This is a genomic window from Zarconia sp., from assembly GCF_057467645.1.
On record NZ_JBRJXU010000128.1, the window covers coordinates 1 to 16,767 of the forward strand.

Annotated in this window: 9 protein-coding genes; 3 read left to right on the plus strand and 6 right to left on the minus strand. The window is 51.4% G+C overall.

Going from position 1 to position 16,767, the window contains the following annotated elements; all coding sequences use genetic code 11:
* Nucleotides 1-15 precede the first annotated feature (15 nt).
* Nucleotides 16-873 carry a ribosome biogenesis GTPase YlqF gene (gene ylqF / locus AC2215_RS19755; protein WP_486811752.1) on the plus strand — a complete coding sequence of 286 codons (858 nt, stop codon included), beginning with the start codon at nucleotides 16-18 and terminating at the stop codon, nucleotides 871-873.
* A 1,175-nt stretch (nucleotides 874-2,048) separates the two neighbouring features.
* Here the strand turns inward: ylqF and AC2215_RS19760 are convergent.
* From AC2215_RS19760 to AC2215_RS19770, 3 genes are all read right to left on the minus strand, one after another.
* On the minus strand, nucleotides 2,049-7,268 hold the full coding sequence (locus tag AC2215_RS19760; protein ID WP_486811723.1) for a WD40 domain-containing protein: 5,220 nt from the start codon (nucleotides 7,266-7,268) through the stop codon (nucleotides 2,049-2,051).
* 299 nt (nucleotides 7,269-7,567) lie between these two features.
* Nucleotides 7,568-7,765: a hypothetical protein gene (locus AC2215_RS19765; protein ID WP_486811724.1), complete on the minus strand. Its 198-nt coding sequence runs from the start codon at nucleotides 7,763-7,765 to the stop codon at nucleotides 7,568-7,570.
* Nucleotides 7,766-7,967: 202 nt separating this feature from the next.
* The gene (locus tag AC2215_RS19770; protein ID WP_486811725.1) at nucleotides 7,968-9,389 is read right to left on the minus strand and encodes an ATP-binding protein; all 1,422 of its coding nucleotides are present in this window, start codon (nucleotides 9,387-9,389) and stop codon (nucleotides 7,968-7,970) included.
* 61 nt (nucleotides 9,390-9,450) lie between these two features.
* Between AC2215_RS19770 and AC2215_RS19775 the strand changes: the two genes are divergently transcribed.
* On the plus strand, nucleotides 9,451-9,591 hold the full coding sequence (locus tag AC2215_RS19775; RefSeq protein ID WP_486811726.1) for a hypothetical protein: 141 nt from the start codon (nucleotides 9,451-9,453) through the stop codon (nucleotides 9,589-9,591).
* Between the two features lie 392 nt (nucleotides 9,592-9,983).
* Here AC2215_RS19775 and AC2215_RS19780 read toward each other — a convergent pair whose 3' ends face one another.
* A complete protein-coding gene (locus AC2215_RS19780; protein ID WP_486811727.1) occupies nucleotides 9,984-10,832 on the minus strand; it encodes a DUF928 domain-containing protein in 849 nt (282 codons plus the stop codon).
* Nucleotides 10,833-11,571: 739 nt separating this feature from the next.
* On the opposite strand from AC2215_RS19780, the gene AC2215_RS19785 reads away from it, so the two are divergent.
* On the plus strand, nucleotides 11,572-12,027 hold the full coding sequence (locus AC2215_RS19785) for a Fur family transcriptional regulator (RefSeq protein WP_486811728.1): 456 nt from the start codon (nucleotides 11,572-11,574) through the stop codon (nucleotides 12,025-12,027).
* Between the two features lie 106 nt (nucleotides 12,028-12,133).
* Here AC2215_RS19785 and AC2215_RS19790 read toward each other — a convergent pair whose 3' ends face one another.
* Together AC2215_RS19790 and AC2215_RS19795 are read right to left on the minus strand one after the other, a co-directional pair.
* Nucleotides 12,134-13,270: a peptidoglycan-binding domain-containing protein gene (locus AC2215_RS19790; protein WP_486811729.1), complete on the minus strand. Its 1,137-nt coding sequence runs from the start codon at nucleotides 13,268-13,270 to the stop codon at nucleotides 12,134-12,136.
* A gap of 87 nt (nucleotides 13,271-13,357) precedes the next feature.
* On the minus strand, nucleotides 13,358-16,747 hold the full coding sequence (locus tag AC2215_RS19795; protein ID WP_486811730.1) for a GAF domain-containing sensor histidine kinase: 3,390 nt from the start codon (nucleotides 16,745-16,747) through the stop codon (nucleotides 13,358-13,360).
* Between the last annotated feature and the right edge of the window lie 20 nt (nucleotides 16,748-16,767).

The window sequence follows — 16,767 nt, forward strand, 5'->3', positions numbered from 1 at the left end:
CACCCCATCAAAAACATGAACCCCATCCAGTGGTACCCCGGTCACATCGCCAAAGCTGAAAAGCAGCTCAAAGAACAACTCAAGCGAGTTGACGTGGTGCTTGAAGTGCGAGATGCTCGCATTCCCCTTGCCACCCACCATCCCCAACTCTCGGGATGGGTTGGGGAGAAGTCGCGGGTGCTGATTCTCAATCGCATCGATTCGATTTTGCCGGAGGTGCGTCAAGGCTGGGAAGAATGGTTTGCCAAGCGGGGGGAGACGGCACATTTTACCAACGGTCAGCAGGGAACGGGAATTGATGAAGTGGCTAAAGCGGCTCGAAGCACCGGAGAAGCGGTGAACCGTCGGCGCAAAGAGCGAGGGATGCTTCCCCGTCCGGTGCGAGCGGTGGTGATTGGGTTTCCCAACGTCGGGAAGTCTGCCATCATCAACCGGTTGCTGAAACGGCGAGTGGTCAAAAGCGCCCGGTTTCCGGGGGTAACGCGCCAACTGCGCTGGGTGCGAATGTCTGATGAGTTGGAATTGCTCGATTCGCCGGGCATTTTGCCCTGGCGGTTGGATAATCGAGACGATGGGGTAAAACTAGCCATTTGCGACGATATTGGGGAAGCCGCTTACGACAATCAGCGGGTCGCCCACGCTTTTATCGAGTTGGTCGTCGATTTAGATGCGATCGCCCCGGAATGCATCCCAATAAAATTGTGGCGATCGCGCTACAAAATCGATCCGAAGTCGATGACGGGAGAAAGTTACCTCCACGAACTCTCGAAACGCCGTCATAAGGGAGATATGGAGCGCACCGCACGGCAAATCTTAAGCGATTATCGCCGGGGATTTCTCGGACCGCTGCCGTTGGAGTTACCGCCGATGTAGCGATCGCTTGTGGAAAATTGGGGAATAGGGAATAGGGAATGGGGAATGGGGAGTAGAAAAACTTATTAGACTTCTGGTGGAAAAGAGGGAACGGGGAATGGGGAACGGGGAACAGGGGGAATTTGATGGTTTCAAGGGCGAAAATTGATGGCAATTTTCATTTTCGCGCCTATGATTTTTTTTCAATCGTGTAAATAAACCAGCAGGTCGCGCTATTTACGCTATTTATATGGATTCAAAAAAGAGAGATGGGTCAATACAATACTTTGTCAATCCCAGTAAAAGTGCTTAGTCAAAAATTCGCTTTTGGAAGCGATCGCTTTTTGAGGACTAATAGGCTTGATTCAACGAAACGATAGGAGTTACAGCTCGATGAAGGATACGTATAGCTACAGCTTTTAACCTAACTACGTTTAAATAATTGGCAAAATCCTATCATGCCGGTGTAACCCTTGTAAACTCGTCGAAAAATTGACCGGAAATGCGCGATCGAATCCATCCAAGAATTTGGCAATGATGAGGATTTCTCATCAACTTGAGGGAAATCTCGCCACCGAACTTTTCAATCTTCGAGAGACGGGTCAATATGATGCTTTGTCAATCCCAGTAAAAATGCTTAGTCAAAAATTTGCGTTTTGGAGGCGATCGCTTTTTAAGGACTAGTAAGCTTGATTCAACGAAACTATAGGAGTTACAGCTCTATAAAGGATACGTATAGCTACAACTTTTAACCCAACTACGTTTAAATAATTGGCAAAATCCTATCATGCCGGTATAACCCTTGTAAACTCGTTGAGAAATTGACCTAAAATTGATGCTTGAATCTATCAAAGAATTTGGCAACGATTAGGATTTCTCATCAACTTGAGGAGAATCCCGCCACCCAACTTTTCGATCGTCGAGGAACGGGTCTATGCAAAACTTTGTCAATCTCGGTAAAAATGCTTAGTGCAAAATTTGCGTTTTGGAGGCAATCGCTTTTCGAGGACTCATGCACTGAATTCTACGAAACGATGAGAGTTACAGCTAGATGAAGGGAGTTTGTAGCTACAGTTTTTAACCCAACTACGTTTAGATAATTGATGAAATCCTACCACGCCGGTGTAACCCTTGTAAATTCGTGGAGAAATTGACCCAAAATTGATGCTTGAATCTATCCAAGAATCTGGCAACGATTAGGATTTCTCATCAAAAACTCCCTCATTGTCCATTGAAACTGACTCCTCATCGCACACCGATCGAGCCGTTTCATCAAGATTGCGATTGTACTGAAGATAATCCTTCATCCAAACGCAACCCCGTTGTAACAGTTCTTCCAAGCCTAAATTTAAATCTCGCCAGAAAATGACCCGACCCGAGTAGTCTACCGAAATGACAAATTTCCCGTCGGAACTAAATCGCACGTCGGTCACCCAATCTTGATGGCGATCGAAGGTTCGCAACTCTTCTCCCTGTCGATTCCATAATTTAACGGTGCGATCGCGGCTGGCGGTGGCAATCGTTTCCCCATCGGGACTGAAACTCACACTCGTCACCGTCGCCGTATGTCCCCGCAACGTTTGCACCACTTCCCCATCCCGATCCCACAGTTGCACCGTCTTATCGCGACTGGCAGTGGCGATGGTTTGTCCGTCGGGGCTAAAACTCACATCGGTGACATCGGAATCGTGTCCGGCGAGAGTTTGCAGTTCTTTCCCCGCCAGATTCCACAGTTTCGCCGTCCCATCCAAACTCCCTGTAGCGATGGTTTTGCCGTCCGTACTAAAATTCACGCTCGTGACGTGGCTGATATGTCCGTTCAGGGTTTGCTGCAGATTTCCCGTCCGGTCCCACAACTTCACCGTCGTATCCTTACTGGCCGTAGCAATGGTTTGTCCGTCGGGGCTAAAACTCACATCAGTGATGTGGCTGGTATGTCCGAGGAGGGGTAGAATCGCACTGCCATCGCAATTCCACAGTTGTGCCGTGCCATCCCAACTACCACTGGTGAGAATGTCCCCATCGGGACTGAAACTGACGCTGGTGACCACATCATCGTGTCCCCAAATTGTCCGTGCGAGTTGCCCCCGATCGTTCCACAGGCGAATGGTGCGATCGTGACTGGCAGTGGCAAACAGACCCTCGCACTCTCCCGAAGCCGGACTGAAACTGATACTGGTGACGGCATTGTCATGTCCTTGAAATGCCTTCTGGCGATTGTCAATCTGGTTCCATAACTTAATACTTTCCACCTCGCTGCCGCTAGCGAGGGTATGAGAATCCGGACTGAAAGCAAGGCTGCGGACGCCATGGCGATGTCCCCTGAGGGTCTCCACTTCGCGAATCTCAACCGCCGAGACATCCCCTTTCAATTCCCACATCTCAATGGTTTTATCCCAACTCGCAGAGGCGAGGGTCTGGGAATCCGGACTGAAGGCAACGTCGTTCACCCAGTCTTGATGTCCGCTGAGGACTCGCAGTTCTTCACCCCCTCGACTCCAGAGACGAACGGTTTTGTCCCGTCCTCCGGTGGCAACATACTCGCCGTTGGGACTAAAAGCGACGCTGGTCACTTCCCCTTCGTGTCTCGAAAGGGTTTGTCGATTGCGACCTTGCAAATCCCAAAGTTTGACCGTGCCGTCGTAACTGGAACTGGCGAGGGTTTTGCCGTCGGGGCTAAAGGCGAGATCGGTGACTCGTGCGTTGTGTCCGCGAATCGTTCCCAGGAGGGAGACCGAATCTTCCTCCAACTGCCAGAGTTTAATACTCGCATCCAAACTCCCCGTCGCCAGTATCTTACCGTTGGGACTAAAAGCCACGCCGGTCACCCCATCCCCATGTCCGGTCAGGGTTTGCAGTTCGCGGCCCTCTAAGTCCCATAATTTCACCGTACGATCCAAGCTGCCGGTGGCAATCGTATTTTCATCGGGACTGAAAGCCACGCGGGTGACAGCCCCCTCGTGACCGGTGAGGGTTTGTAGGAGTTCCCCCGAAGATCGCCACAGCTTGGCGGTTTTATCCCCACTCCCACTGGCGAGGATGCCGCCGTCGGGACTGAAGGCGAGACTATTGATTTGCCCCTGGTGTCCGTCGAGGCGGTTGCGTTCTTTAACCCAGTAAATCGACTGCTGAAGGGCTTCGACGACTCGCTTGCGGGTTGCGGGGGCGATAGAATACCCAGAGTGGATGAGTTCTCGTCCGAGGTGCAATCCTTCCAAGAGAGCATCAAATTCTCGAGCGTTGGCGGATAAAGCCAGAGAATACTGACTCAGAGAATCCACCAGTCGTTCTTGCACCACTTCCACCCGGCGGGCTTGGGTGCGAGCTTGTCGGGCGGCGTGGCGTGCTTCGATGCTTAACCCGGCCATCACCAAAGCGACAACGATCGAACCCATCACCGTTCCTTTGGCGACCCCACTGAGGCGTTTTTGCGCCCGCCGGCGTTCTTGGCGTTCGACTTCGAGTTCGACAAAGACTTCCGCCCAGCGTTTTGCCCGAATCACCGGCACTAAGTAGTCGTGAACCAGTTGGTAGCGATCGGTGGGTTGGGAGGGCAGCAGCAGTACCAAACCCGATCGCACGAAAATATCTAATACGAGCTCAATTTGACCGGCACGGACTTCGGACTTCAGATTTTCCGAGAAAACTTTGCTCTCTTTTTCCAGTTCGAGACGGGTTTTGAGGGGGCGAAGATTATTCTCATCGGTGAGTAGGTAAAGAACCAAATGGGCGATGCGTTCGTTCCCTTGCCCGCAATTTTCAATCACCTCCGCTAAATAGCGTTCGACCAGCTTTTCTTTAGGACCTTGTTCTCGATAAGCTTGCAGGGTTTTAATGTTTTCGGTTTGTAGCTGAGAACCCACCACTTGTAACTCGATGGGACGCACTTCTCCAATTTCTTGGGATAAGTCTTCGACCAGTTTATCGATGAGCGCCGTCTCTACAGGAAATTGGGCTTGACGGGTTAAACTTTCTAGAATTTCTCGTGCTTCAGAGGGTAAAAAGTTTCCGAGATAGTAGAGAATATTTTTGTCTAAAATATTATGATTGACAACGTCAAAGTCTGGCAGTCGATTGCACTCTAAAAGATAATACAAATCATCTTCCCGAATCGATAAAATAATTTTTGTATAGGGTAACTCTAAACATTGACTGAGAAAGCGGTAAAATTTCAATCTTGACTTCAGGTTTCGATGGGTAAAGAAAAACTCTTCAAACTGGTCGAAAATCAAAACATTTAATCGATTGTTTGTGGTATTATCTTGTAAGTACTCTAAAATTAAATCGAGAGAATCTAAATCTCCCCAATTCTTCGATTGGGGCAAACTCGTCTCGGCACGATCGAGCAAATTAATGGGACCCGAATCTGTTTTTGCCAAACGTTTTCCCAGTTCTTTGACCCAGTCAGCATAGACCTGCTGCAACACCCAAACGACATCCCGAGTCCCCACGGTTTTTCGCTCTAACGTCGGGATTAGCCCCGCTTGAATCAGAGAACTTTTACCCACCCCCGATTGACCGTAAAGAATCGTGAGTTTGCGATCGATGCGACCGATCCGTTCCATCAACCGATTCACATCTTGTTGTCGCCCCGACGCGGTAATTTCTTGGGGGACAATGCCCCCAGAGAGTGAGGAAGCACTCGTCTCAAAAATTGGCAACTCCAGACGCAATCGACTCGCCCCGATAAAGGCTCGAAATCCTAACGACCGCTCGATCGAGCGTCGTTCTAATTTAAACTTAAATGCCTGTAAATAATCGCCGGAACTAAAATACTGTTCTTGCAAGACTTGGAGAATTTTAATGTAGAGTTCCGGTTCGAGATTGGGGGATGTTTTGGAGAGTGCAGCTTCCAAACTTTCCAAGCTTTTGCGAGGTCGTCCTAAATGTTTTTGCGCCCGAGCTAAGGCAAAAAAATACGAGCCTTGATTAAACCATTTTACCCACTCTTCTTGAGTGGTAATGCGGGCATTTGCCGGCGCGTTTAAGGAAATCGAAAGCGATCGTTGTACTGCATCCTCGGCTTTGCGCCAATTGCGAGCGGCTAAGGCGGCTTCGGCAATAAAACTATAGGCGCGAGCCAACCGAAACGGGTTAGGATAAGTTTGGTGAAGTTGCACCGCTCGTTCGGCAACGGCTTCGAGAGCCGATCGCGCTTGAAGTCGTTCGAGAATATCCCCCCAAGCGTTAATAAAATTCGCCACCAAATCTTCCCGACCGGCGCGATCGAACAGTTGAATGCATCGACAAAAATAATCCAGTGCCAACTGACAGGCCGGCTCGTAATAGGCACGATGGAGCAGGGCGTAGGAGCGCCACCACAGCCCCAAACAGTACTGCGCCAACCCCTGACGCTCTAAGTTAGAACTTTGCGCCCACAACGCCGCATTACCCTCGTAATGGGTCAGAGACTCGGCAATAGAATCCGTCGGGTCGGGCCCCAGGAGAAAGTCAAGGCTGGCTTGGCGTTCGAGATCCAGAACGACACCGCGATTTTTCAACTCTTGGCGGGCCGCATCCAGTTCCTGGCGTAACGATCCCGTCGCCCCCATTTTCAAATTCAGGGCGGCATTCCCCGTAAATCGACCGGCCCCCTCCTTTAAATGTCGAGCGAAGAGTTCATCTGCCGCGCGATCGATACATTCGAGCAGTGCCGCCGTCGAGAGGGAAAATTCCACGCCAATGGTCCAGCTTTCGAGATCCGGGGCGAGGCGTTTGAGCTTTTGCAAAATCCGATCGCTCACCCACCACACCATCGGTAAAGGCAAATGGGTGCGAAACTCCTCCCGGACTTGATTGGCCCGAGCGAGCAACCCATCGAGATCTCGCACCCCATCCAATCCCGAAACGATAATCGCTTGGGGGTTGCCAGCCTGGTGGCGAGACTTTCCCACCCACTCTTGAATCCTTTTGTAAAGTTGGGTGGTTTCCGGTTCCAGGGCAACGGACAAAATCTCGACATTGCAGATTTTCTGGAGTCTGGATGCCAATTGCTCCTGCCAAGAAACCACATTACACCGAACTAAAATCAATGAAAATTCCCCCAGACCCGAAGAAATCGCCCAAGCGAGTTCCTCCAGTTCGTCGGTTCCGCTGGGAAATGCATGGACGCTGTCGGGTAAATGCTCGGGAGTTGTCATCGCAATGGCAAGAACGTATCCGATCTCGAATCCGCTTCGATCGGTGTGGGGGAAACTCGGGAGGCAAGGGAAAGGAGGCGTGCCTTCTGGGTTGCGATCGGGACGTGAGACAATTTCGCGCCCCAGATGCGGAAATGGGACATTCCCCGTTGACCCACTTTTACCCACCGGTTTCACATCAACTTTAACTTTATCGGGTGCCGACTTGCAGTTTGAGGGATGAGTGGAGTGGATGAGGAAATGGGGAGTGCCTACAGGTGTAGGTTCCTCCCCCACTTCAAAGATGGGGGCTTCCCTTCGCTAATTTACGTGAAATTGCGATCGTGAATGTTAGCTCGAGAACGAATAATTCTTGCGGACTGGCTCGCTTCCGTCGCAACTCCATCGTGTAGCCCGCGATCGAATTTCGGTGTGTATTGTATTGTTTTGTATCGTTTTGCCTCAGATTCCGAAAAAAAGAAAAGCTGCTTCTGAAACCGATATAGAACCCATTGGGAATCCTTTCGAGTGGGATTGGGCTTTGACAAAAGTCGTTGCCCAGTTGCTTCATCCTCTCCTCAACACAGAACGTTACCCTAAACCACGGCCAGCCGTCCCATACGCAACGCATTGCCCAATTGGGTTATCAACATGCGTTCGCGATCGCTCAACCCGTTCTTGGCAATCGACCAGATTAAGTCCTGGTCCATCTTAGAAATTTTGCCCAGCGCCAGAATTTGATGAATGGCTTGTTCGAGAGTGACCGGTTGAGAGCAAGAAATCATGGCGTACATCGTGGGGGAGTTGCGTGGGATACTTCTATCGTCGAAAATCTCCCTTGAATCGACCGCGATCGTTTTATCCCTACTCCCGTGACGATTTCAGTGCGATCGAGCGATCGGACAGTCGGTTCGGCGCGATCGTCACTCTCACCATCGAGCGATCGTTCTCACAATGCGATCGGGCAGTCGATCGACACGATTGTTCATTGTTCATTCATCCCAACCGACCGGCCGACTCGAGAATAGGATTGACATCGAACCAAGATCCCTCGCTGTCGCGGTACTCGTAGACGAACATACTGCGAATGAGGACTTCGTACCCTTCATCTCCAGTGACTTGTTTGCGCTGTTTGACTTGGCGCAACAACTCCCATTCATCGTCGCTGACGGCAAGGGTCATCTGGTTGCGTCGGGCTTTAATCACCTTCTCCAACCCCTCCGCCGATAGGGGAAACTTGCGGTCTTTTTTAATCCAGTCGTTGAGCAATCGCAAAAATTCTCGCACGTGACCCCCACTAGTGCGGCACAAACGATCGAGGGTTTCGGGTCGATCGAAAATTTCCGGGATGCGCGCCAAACGCGCTTCGGCGGTATCGTCGGGAAAGGCGCGCGCCAGGGCCATCTGTCGCATGAGGACCATCCCTTCGGCGCATTCGCTGCCATCGCGGGTTTCTACGGGAACCATCGGCAGCACTTTGGGATCGACCCCGAAGCGACTGGTGAGGCGGCTGAGGTCGTTGGAAAACAGCAACGACAAGGGCATGGTATAAACAACGTGGCAGTTGAGCTGGCACAACTGCTCGCCGCGATCGACAAATAGATACTCCGGCTGGCTGCGGCCCCAGGGTTTCTGACGGCTTTCGACCCGATCGAGATTATCGACGATCGCCACCAATCCTTCTTTGCCGTGTTGCTTGAGTTTCTCTTTAGCCGGTTCGATGAGTTCTTCGTTAATCGCATCGATCAGGCTAGAGGTGCGGGGTTCGAGATACTCCCGCAGTTTCGATCGCGATTCGGGGCTATTTTTGGCTTTGGCGGTAATCCGGCCAATTCCCAACGCCACCACAGAGACACCGTCGGAGTCGCTAGCGGCCACTTGACCCAACCCCGGCACCCCCACCTCAGCCGAAAAGGAACCATCAGTACTCGCGGCGATTTGACCGATACCGGGGACGGTAGCTTCGGCGGAGAGATCGATTTCCGTTTGCAGCAATCGGGCCGCACCCCGCAGCAAACTTTTCAACCCTCGGGGTTCTTCGAGTTCGATATCGTCGAGTTCTTCGACGCTTTCGCTGACGCGACGGGCGATCGCCAGCAAAATATCCCCCACGTCCACATCTCCCATTTCCAGATCTTGGGAGGACTCGAAATAGACCACGTGAAACCCGGCTTCTTCGAGTTCTGCGGCGAGGCGGCGCAACTCCGTGGATTTACCGCAGCCAATATGACCGGTAAATAACTCGCAGGTGGGTTCGTCTGGGGAAAAAAAGGTAATATTTTGATTCAACTCCTCGATGATTTGTCCCCCCCGCACCGAGGAAAAATCGATATAAAATTTGCGATCTTCTTCGCTATCCGCAGCCAAAGTGCGGCTGGGATTAGTTGCGCGAAAAAATTCTCTTAAATCCACTGCCATAAGCCGTTTCGATCGTCTCTAGTTCTAGCCCAGATGCCACTCTCGCAGACCCAGTACCGGCGTGACCGGCATCTGTTCACCCGATAAGTCACCCGCGAGCGATGTCTTTATCGATGGTAGCGTCGATCGCGATCGCGATGCGATCGGACCCGAGTTGGGGGAGCACTGGGGAAATATAGCGCAACGCAGACTGGTTGATTGACACGAATCGAAGAAATAAATTTTTTTCATGCCCCATTCCCCATTCCCCGCCCTCACCGGAAACAGTCTTATCCAAAACTGACGTTTTCTTACAACGTGGCAACTGCTATACATACAAGAAAAAACCCCACCGTTGGAAGGTCGGGCTTTAAGGACTTGGGTGAAAATCGATATTGCTTTATGGTTACAGTTTAAGGTCAGATGCCTTACAGACAAATCACCCAATCGAAGGATTTTACTGTCACCCAACGGAAGGATCGCTCCCTCACCCGATCGGGTGAGGGAGTTCTGAGGAATATTTGACACCCGACACCCCTTGACAAATGGCACACAAGTTTAACCGTTCACCAGTGCCCTACACCCTACCCCCCACACCCCACACCGGAACTCACCTTACTTTGGCAACGAGCGCCGCGGTCTTCCCTCTCCAAGTCCCCCAATCTGGATCGACTCGTTTCCCAATACCAGTTCCGAGGACACCCCGGGTTCGCCGATTGCCACCCCTAAACCCAGTTCGTTCAAAAGTTCGAGCCATGCCTGGTTCAACGAGCCATTGTCGGGATTGGCGAAATAAAGTTGAGCTAAATGGGCGATTGCGTCGTACCAAATTCCATTATCTCGATAGAGTTGGTATTCCCCCAGGGGGTCTGCTGCCGAGGCTTCCGTTTCCGGCGCATCCAACGCCACTCGCTTAATCCACCCATTGAGAACGAGTTCGGGATCGACACTGCGATCGGGTACGCAATCGAGATTCAGCCGCCAACGGTAGATTTCACCTTCTTCAAGGGCATTTTCGGCATTCGCGGGTAAACTCACTTGAATAATACCGGGGCGATCGCTCAGCCGCAGGTTCGTGCGATAGATCGTCCGGCGTTCGGAGCGATCGAGCAGCAAAAATTCGATCGTGCCGATCTCTTCGGGGGGGTAGGGCACGTAGAACAAAAACGTCGGATATTCCGAGAGGGTAAAATCGCGACCGTTGTTAGCAAATAGGGCCGTCAGGGGTTTGTCTGTTTCTTTGCAGGTGGCTTCGGGACGGGTTCCGCCAACGGTGCGATCGCCTTCTGGGGTGCCCGTATCTGGGGATTCGGGTTCCATCCACGCCATTGAATCCCTTAGGTGCGGGGGGGTTCGCGAGACCCCACGCGCCATCGCCGGCGTTCGATCGAACAAGCCGATACCCACCAACGCGATCGTTAATATGAGTTGAAATCGCAGTTGAGACGGTTTATACATCATCATTTTATTGAAGTCGATAATCTAAAATTCTGTCGGGCGTTCCTCAATTCCCGATGAATGCACCCCATCATGTCTTAACGTCAGTTTTGGATAAGACTGTTTCCGGTGAGGGCGGGGAATGGGGAATGGGGAATGGGGAATGGGGATGGAGTACTTTGCTCCCCAGCAACCAGATGTAGCCAGTGTTGTCGCTTCGCTCATTAAGAGGCAAGACGGCCGCCCGAACGTCACCCAGAGTCGGTATTCCGGCGAGGTAGCTTAACCAAAACTGACGTTGTCTTAGATCGATAGACGATTTCACCGACATTGAAGTTCGCCGGCTTGAGAAATCGATCGCGCAATTCATCTGGGCGAGGACCGCCAGATTTCACCTCAGTATCTCCGATCTCGATTCTCCTGAAGCGAGGAACGGATGACCCCCTTGAATCCAGAGGGCTTGTTGGGGCATTGCCAGCTCGATGGGTCAAAAATGGGAGTGGAACGAACATTCTACGGTTTTGCGAAGTTAAGGTTTTGCGAAGTCGAGATCGATCGCTCCCGTTATGCAACAAAATGTAAAGCTACATCGATGATTGTACTCGCGAAAATCGGTAACGTTTGTAACAGTTCCCGTCCCTCGATTCGATCGTCGCCGGGAAGAGAAAGATTTATTTAAAATCATTCTCAAGTAAGATGACTTATTGACAAAGATACTCGATCGTCTGTATCTTATAAAACATAGGGAAATATATAGAAAGTTATTATGTCTATGTATACTGCGGCCTCACTAAAATCCGAGCTAAACGAGCGAGGCTGGCGGATGACTCCCCAGAGGGAAACGATTCTGCAGATTTTTCAAGACCTTCCCAAGGGAGAGCATTTAAGTGCAGAAGATCTGTACAATCGCTTGCAAAAAATGGGCGAAAAGATTAGTTTGTCAACAATTTATCGCACCCTAAAATTGATGGCACGCATGGGAATTCTGCGGGAACTCGAACTCGGAGAAGACCACAAGCACTATGAAATTAATCAGCCCTATCCCCACCATCACCATCATTTAATTTGCGTTAAATGCAATAAAACGATTGAATTTAAAAGCGATTCAATTTTAAAAGTTGGCTCGAAAACTGCCAACAAAGAAGGCTATCATCTCTTAGATTGCCAGTTAACAATTCATGCGGTTTGTCCGGCGTGCCAGCGCGCGATTGCTCCGTTATAAGACTCTCCATTCTCAGACCGAGAAACCGCATGCTGCCAGAACTTTTTCTCAGGAATCGACGTTGCAATCCCTCGGATTTTAACCCGTTGAACATCCCGACCCACGGCTATCGCCTGCGAGGTAACGGAGTGGTGGGAACCGCCACAGGACCTTGGGAAGGATAGGTTAATCCGTAGGAACTGTAAGAAGAGAAGGGAGTTTGTCCGTCCCGTGCAAAAAACTCTCGATTGGTGAAGTACGCCACGTTCGCTTCGTATCCCCCATCGCGCAATTGTTCGGCAAAATCTTCTGCGAGATCGCAATCCCGGAAAGTGCCTGCATTAATATAAGCTCCGCGATCGAAACTCTCGACTAAAATGGCATCGGGTCTAAACTGGCGAATCCCTTGTAACAGGGCTGGTGCATAAATGCTTTGGCGCACGGGAACGACCACCGCATAAACGTTCGACTCCTGTGCGAGTTGTCCGGGGACAAAAGGTTGGATCGCGTTTGAGTTAAAGGATTGTTGCAACAGGACTTCCGTCTGTGCGTCGACAATCCCCGTTGGCGATAACCCAGTGGCTAATTGGAAATCGATGACCGCAGCTTCTGTCTCGATGCCAAAGGAACCGTCGAGGGGACCTGGGCGAAAGCCCGCACTTTGAAGTAATTGCTGAAGTTGCAAAACCCGATCGCCGTTGTCGCCGCGTTGCAAAACCCGGATGTTACCGGTATTGAACCCAGAACTGGTCGCGACTCCCAAAGCATCCTGAGTCTCGGTACCCACCTCTCCATCGGCAATTAATCCGCGATCGAACTGAAATGCGATCGCAGCCGCTTCCGTACTCTCGTCGAACAAACCCGAAACAGGAACGTTATAGCCGAATCGTTGCAAGCGTTGTTGCAGTTCCAAGACATCCGTTCCCGCCAAGCCGAGTTTGAGGGTGCGGCTGCCAAAGGTAAATTGCGGCAGAGTGGGAGAAAAAATCGATTGTGCGGACGATTCCAAGGGAATTGCCCAACCCCCGAAACTCAACGCAATCGAGACAAGGGCGATCGAAATGCGGCGCGCCATCGATTCGAGCGCAAATCTCCCAATCACTTTATCGAGTGACGGTTCGAGCGGTCTTTTCGGAATTTGTTTTCGACCTCTGCGGGTTGTGCGATCGTGACTTCGATCGTTTCTTGGATTTTGCTCGTCTCGGGTGTGGGGTAATTGAGTGTGAAGATCGGATGGGATTTTGGGAAGCTCGATTTTATCCATCAGTCACTGACCTCAGTCATGGGAACTACTCCTGAAATGATAACCGCGCTCGATAATTTTGCCCTCGATCGCCCCAGTTTTGTGAGGCTAAGAGGCTGCAATCGGAATTTCCACGATAAATTCCGTACCCCCATCCCTCAATGGTTCGCATCGCAGTTGCCCCCCGTGATGTTCGACAATAATTTGGTAGCTGATGGAGAGTCCCAATCCCGTACCTTTGCCCGGTTCCTTCGTCGTGAAAAAGGGATCGAACAGCCGCGATCTCACCGTTTCGGGTATCCCAGAGCCATTATCTGCAATCGCGATCCGGATGCGATCGCCCAGAACCTCCGTGTCAATCTGAATCCGAGGGGCAACGGACATGCGAGCGGTTTGCCGCCGTTTCTCCTCGAGAGCATCGATCGCATTACTCAACAAATTCATCAAAACCTGATTGAGCTGTGCCGCATAGCACTCCACCAGGGGCAGTTCGCCATAATCTTTGACCACCTCGATCGCCTTCAAATCCCCTTTATCTTTTAACTGATACTGCAAAATCAATAACGTACTCTCAATCCCTTCATGCACGTCCACCGGTTTCATCTGAGCCTCGTCAATGCGAGAAAAGGTTCGCAACGAGAGGACGATATCCCGAATGCGATTGGCCCCGAGTTTCATCGAAGCCAGAACTTTAGGTAAATCGGCCGCCAGAAAATCTAACTCCAATTCCTGCAAGCGGTCTCCCAGATCGGGAACGGGCTGTGGATAGTATTGTTGGTAGAGTTCGAGGGCCTCGAATAAATCGTCAATGTACTGACTCATATGGGAGAGGTTACCGAAGATAAAATTCACCGGATTGTTGATTTCGTGAGCCACCCCAGCCACCAACTGCCCCAAACCCGCCATTTTTTCCCCTTGAATCAGTTGAGCTTGAGTGGCTTGCAACTCCGTAAGGGCTTTCGTGAGTTCCTCTTTTTGGGAACGAGTCTGTTCGAGGAGTTCCGCTTGCTGTAAAGCCACTCCCAATTGCACTCCAACTTGAGCGAGCAAGTTGATTTCTTCATCGTCCCAGTACCGGGGCTGAGAATTTTGGTAAGCCACGAGCAAACCCCACAGTTTTTCCCCCTGTAAAATCGGCACGAAGGTTTCGTTGCGGGGATACTGTCCTTCCCGAGCTTGTTCCCAAACCATCGGGTTGGGTATGCTTTGAGCCGTTGCCGTACCCGTCCAACCATCGACGATCGAATCGGCGACAAATCCGCCACTCCAGTCGGGATTGAAGCGATAGATGGCAACGCGCTCCACCCCGAGGAGCTGTCGGACTTCCTGGGTGGTGGTCTCGAAAATTGCTTTAATATCGAGGGACTGACGAATTTTATCGACAGTGGTCGCTAGGGCTTTCTGAAGCTCTGAGGCCCGGGTCAGTTGCAGCGATTGCTCCCGAGTGCGTTGGATGTATTCGGCTTGCTGGAGTGCCACCCCCAAATGCGAGGCAATTTGAGCGAGCAAGTTCACTTCAGATGTTTCCCAAGTCCGGGAAGTCGTATTCTGATAGGTTGCCAAGAGTCCCCACAGATTCTCACCCTGAAAAATGGGTGCGATCGCGTAGGCCTTGGCTTCCAATTCTTCGAGGAGTTGCTGGTGACCCTCTGTTGCTTCGAGGCGATCGCGATCGTGGATGGTTAAAACTTCCGTGCCATCAAACCCACCGTCTCGGGTTTGAGACCCCACTAGATCTTCGAGGGGGGGTTGCATTCCAACCACAGCTCTCCAGCCTTCTGTCATCGACTCCGCGACAAATTTGCCACTGCCATCGGCACTGCAACGATAGATCGCGACTCGATCGACCCCGATCATCTGCAGGACTTCTTGGGTGGAGGTTTGAAAAATTCTTTCGATCTTCAAAGACTGGCGGATGCGATCGATGGTTTTCGAGAGCGCTTTTTGGCGTTCTGCGGCTTTCTGGCGTTCCTGAGCTTGTACCAATTCCGACGACTGAAGGCGAACTCGATCGATATACTCTGCTTGCTGAAGTGCCACCCCCAATTGCTCGGCGATTTGTTGGATAAACTCGACCTCCGATCCGCGCCAAGAACGAGGGCCCTCGCATTGATGGATGCATAACAATCCCCATAGGCTCTCCCCTTTGAGTAAGGGGGCAACGACATTCGCCCGCACTTGAAATTGGGCGAGAATGTCAAGATAACAATCGCTCAATTCTCTTTGATAGATATCGGAAATCGCATTCACCCGACCTTGTTGGTATTGGGGTGCGAAACGCTCGCTAAAGCAGTGGTCGTAAACTGTTTTGGCAATCGCCGAATCCCAGCGAGGGTCGACATCTTCGGCAACAAATTCCCCTTCCCAATCTCGCTCCGGGTAAAAGCGAAACACCCCCACCCGATCGACTTGCAGCAGTTGCCGCACTTGGGTGGCTGTCGTTTGAAAAATGGTCTCGAGATCTAAGGACGCTCGAATTCGACCAATGACCCCCGCGAGGGCTTTTTGCTGCTCCATCCGAGTGCGCGCGCTCGCGAGCAGTTCGATATGTTCGAGGGCCACGCTCAAGTTTTCCGCGATTTGACGGACAAATTCGAGATCCGAGTTCGACCAGTTTCGGGGAGCGCGGCATTGGTGAATGCACAGCAATCCCCACAGTTGGCTCTCTTTAATTAAAGGAGCGACGATATGGGCGCGCACTTGGAACCGCTCGAGAATTTCAACGTGACATGCACTTAGTTCGGCATCGTAGATATCGGCAATTGAACTGATGCGACCTTGCTGGTATTGGGGCACCAATCCCTCGCTAAAGCCGCGATCGTAGCCTTTGGCCGCCATCGCCGAATCCCATCGAGCATCTACATCTTCGGCAATAAATTCCCCTTCCCAATCTCGCCCCGGATCGAAGCGAAAGACTCCCACTCGATCGGCTTGTAGCAGTTGCCGCACTTGGGTCGTGGTGGTTTGAAAAATGGTATCGAGATCTAAGGAGGCTCGAATCCGGGCGATGACCCCGGCGAGGGCTTTTTGCTGCTCCATCCGAGTGCGCGCGCTCGCGAGCAGTTCGATATGTTCGAGGGCAACACCTAAGTTTTCCGCAATTTGACGGACAAATTCGAGATCCGAGTCGGACCAGTTTCGAGGAGTGCGGCATTGGTGAAGACAAAGCAATCCCCAAAGCTGTCCCTGTTGAATCAGGGGGGCAACTAAATTGGCCCGCACTTGGAAACGAGCGAGAATTTCAACGTGACACTCGCTGATTTCGGCCTCGTAGATATCGGCAATCTCACTCATGCGACCTTGCTGGTATTGGGGCGCGAATCGCTCGCCAAAACAATGGTCGTAGACTTTTGCCGCCATGACTGAATCCCATCGCGCATCCACATCTTCGGCAATAAATTCTCCTTCCCAATCTCGCTCGGGGTCGAAGCGAAAGACAGCGACTCGATCGGTCTCTGAAAATCTCAGGAATCGGTCTGACTGTGACCGAGATCGCAACCACCAGCGGATATTTAGTG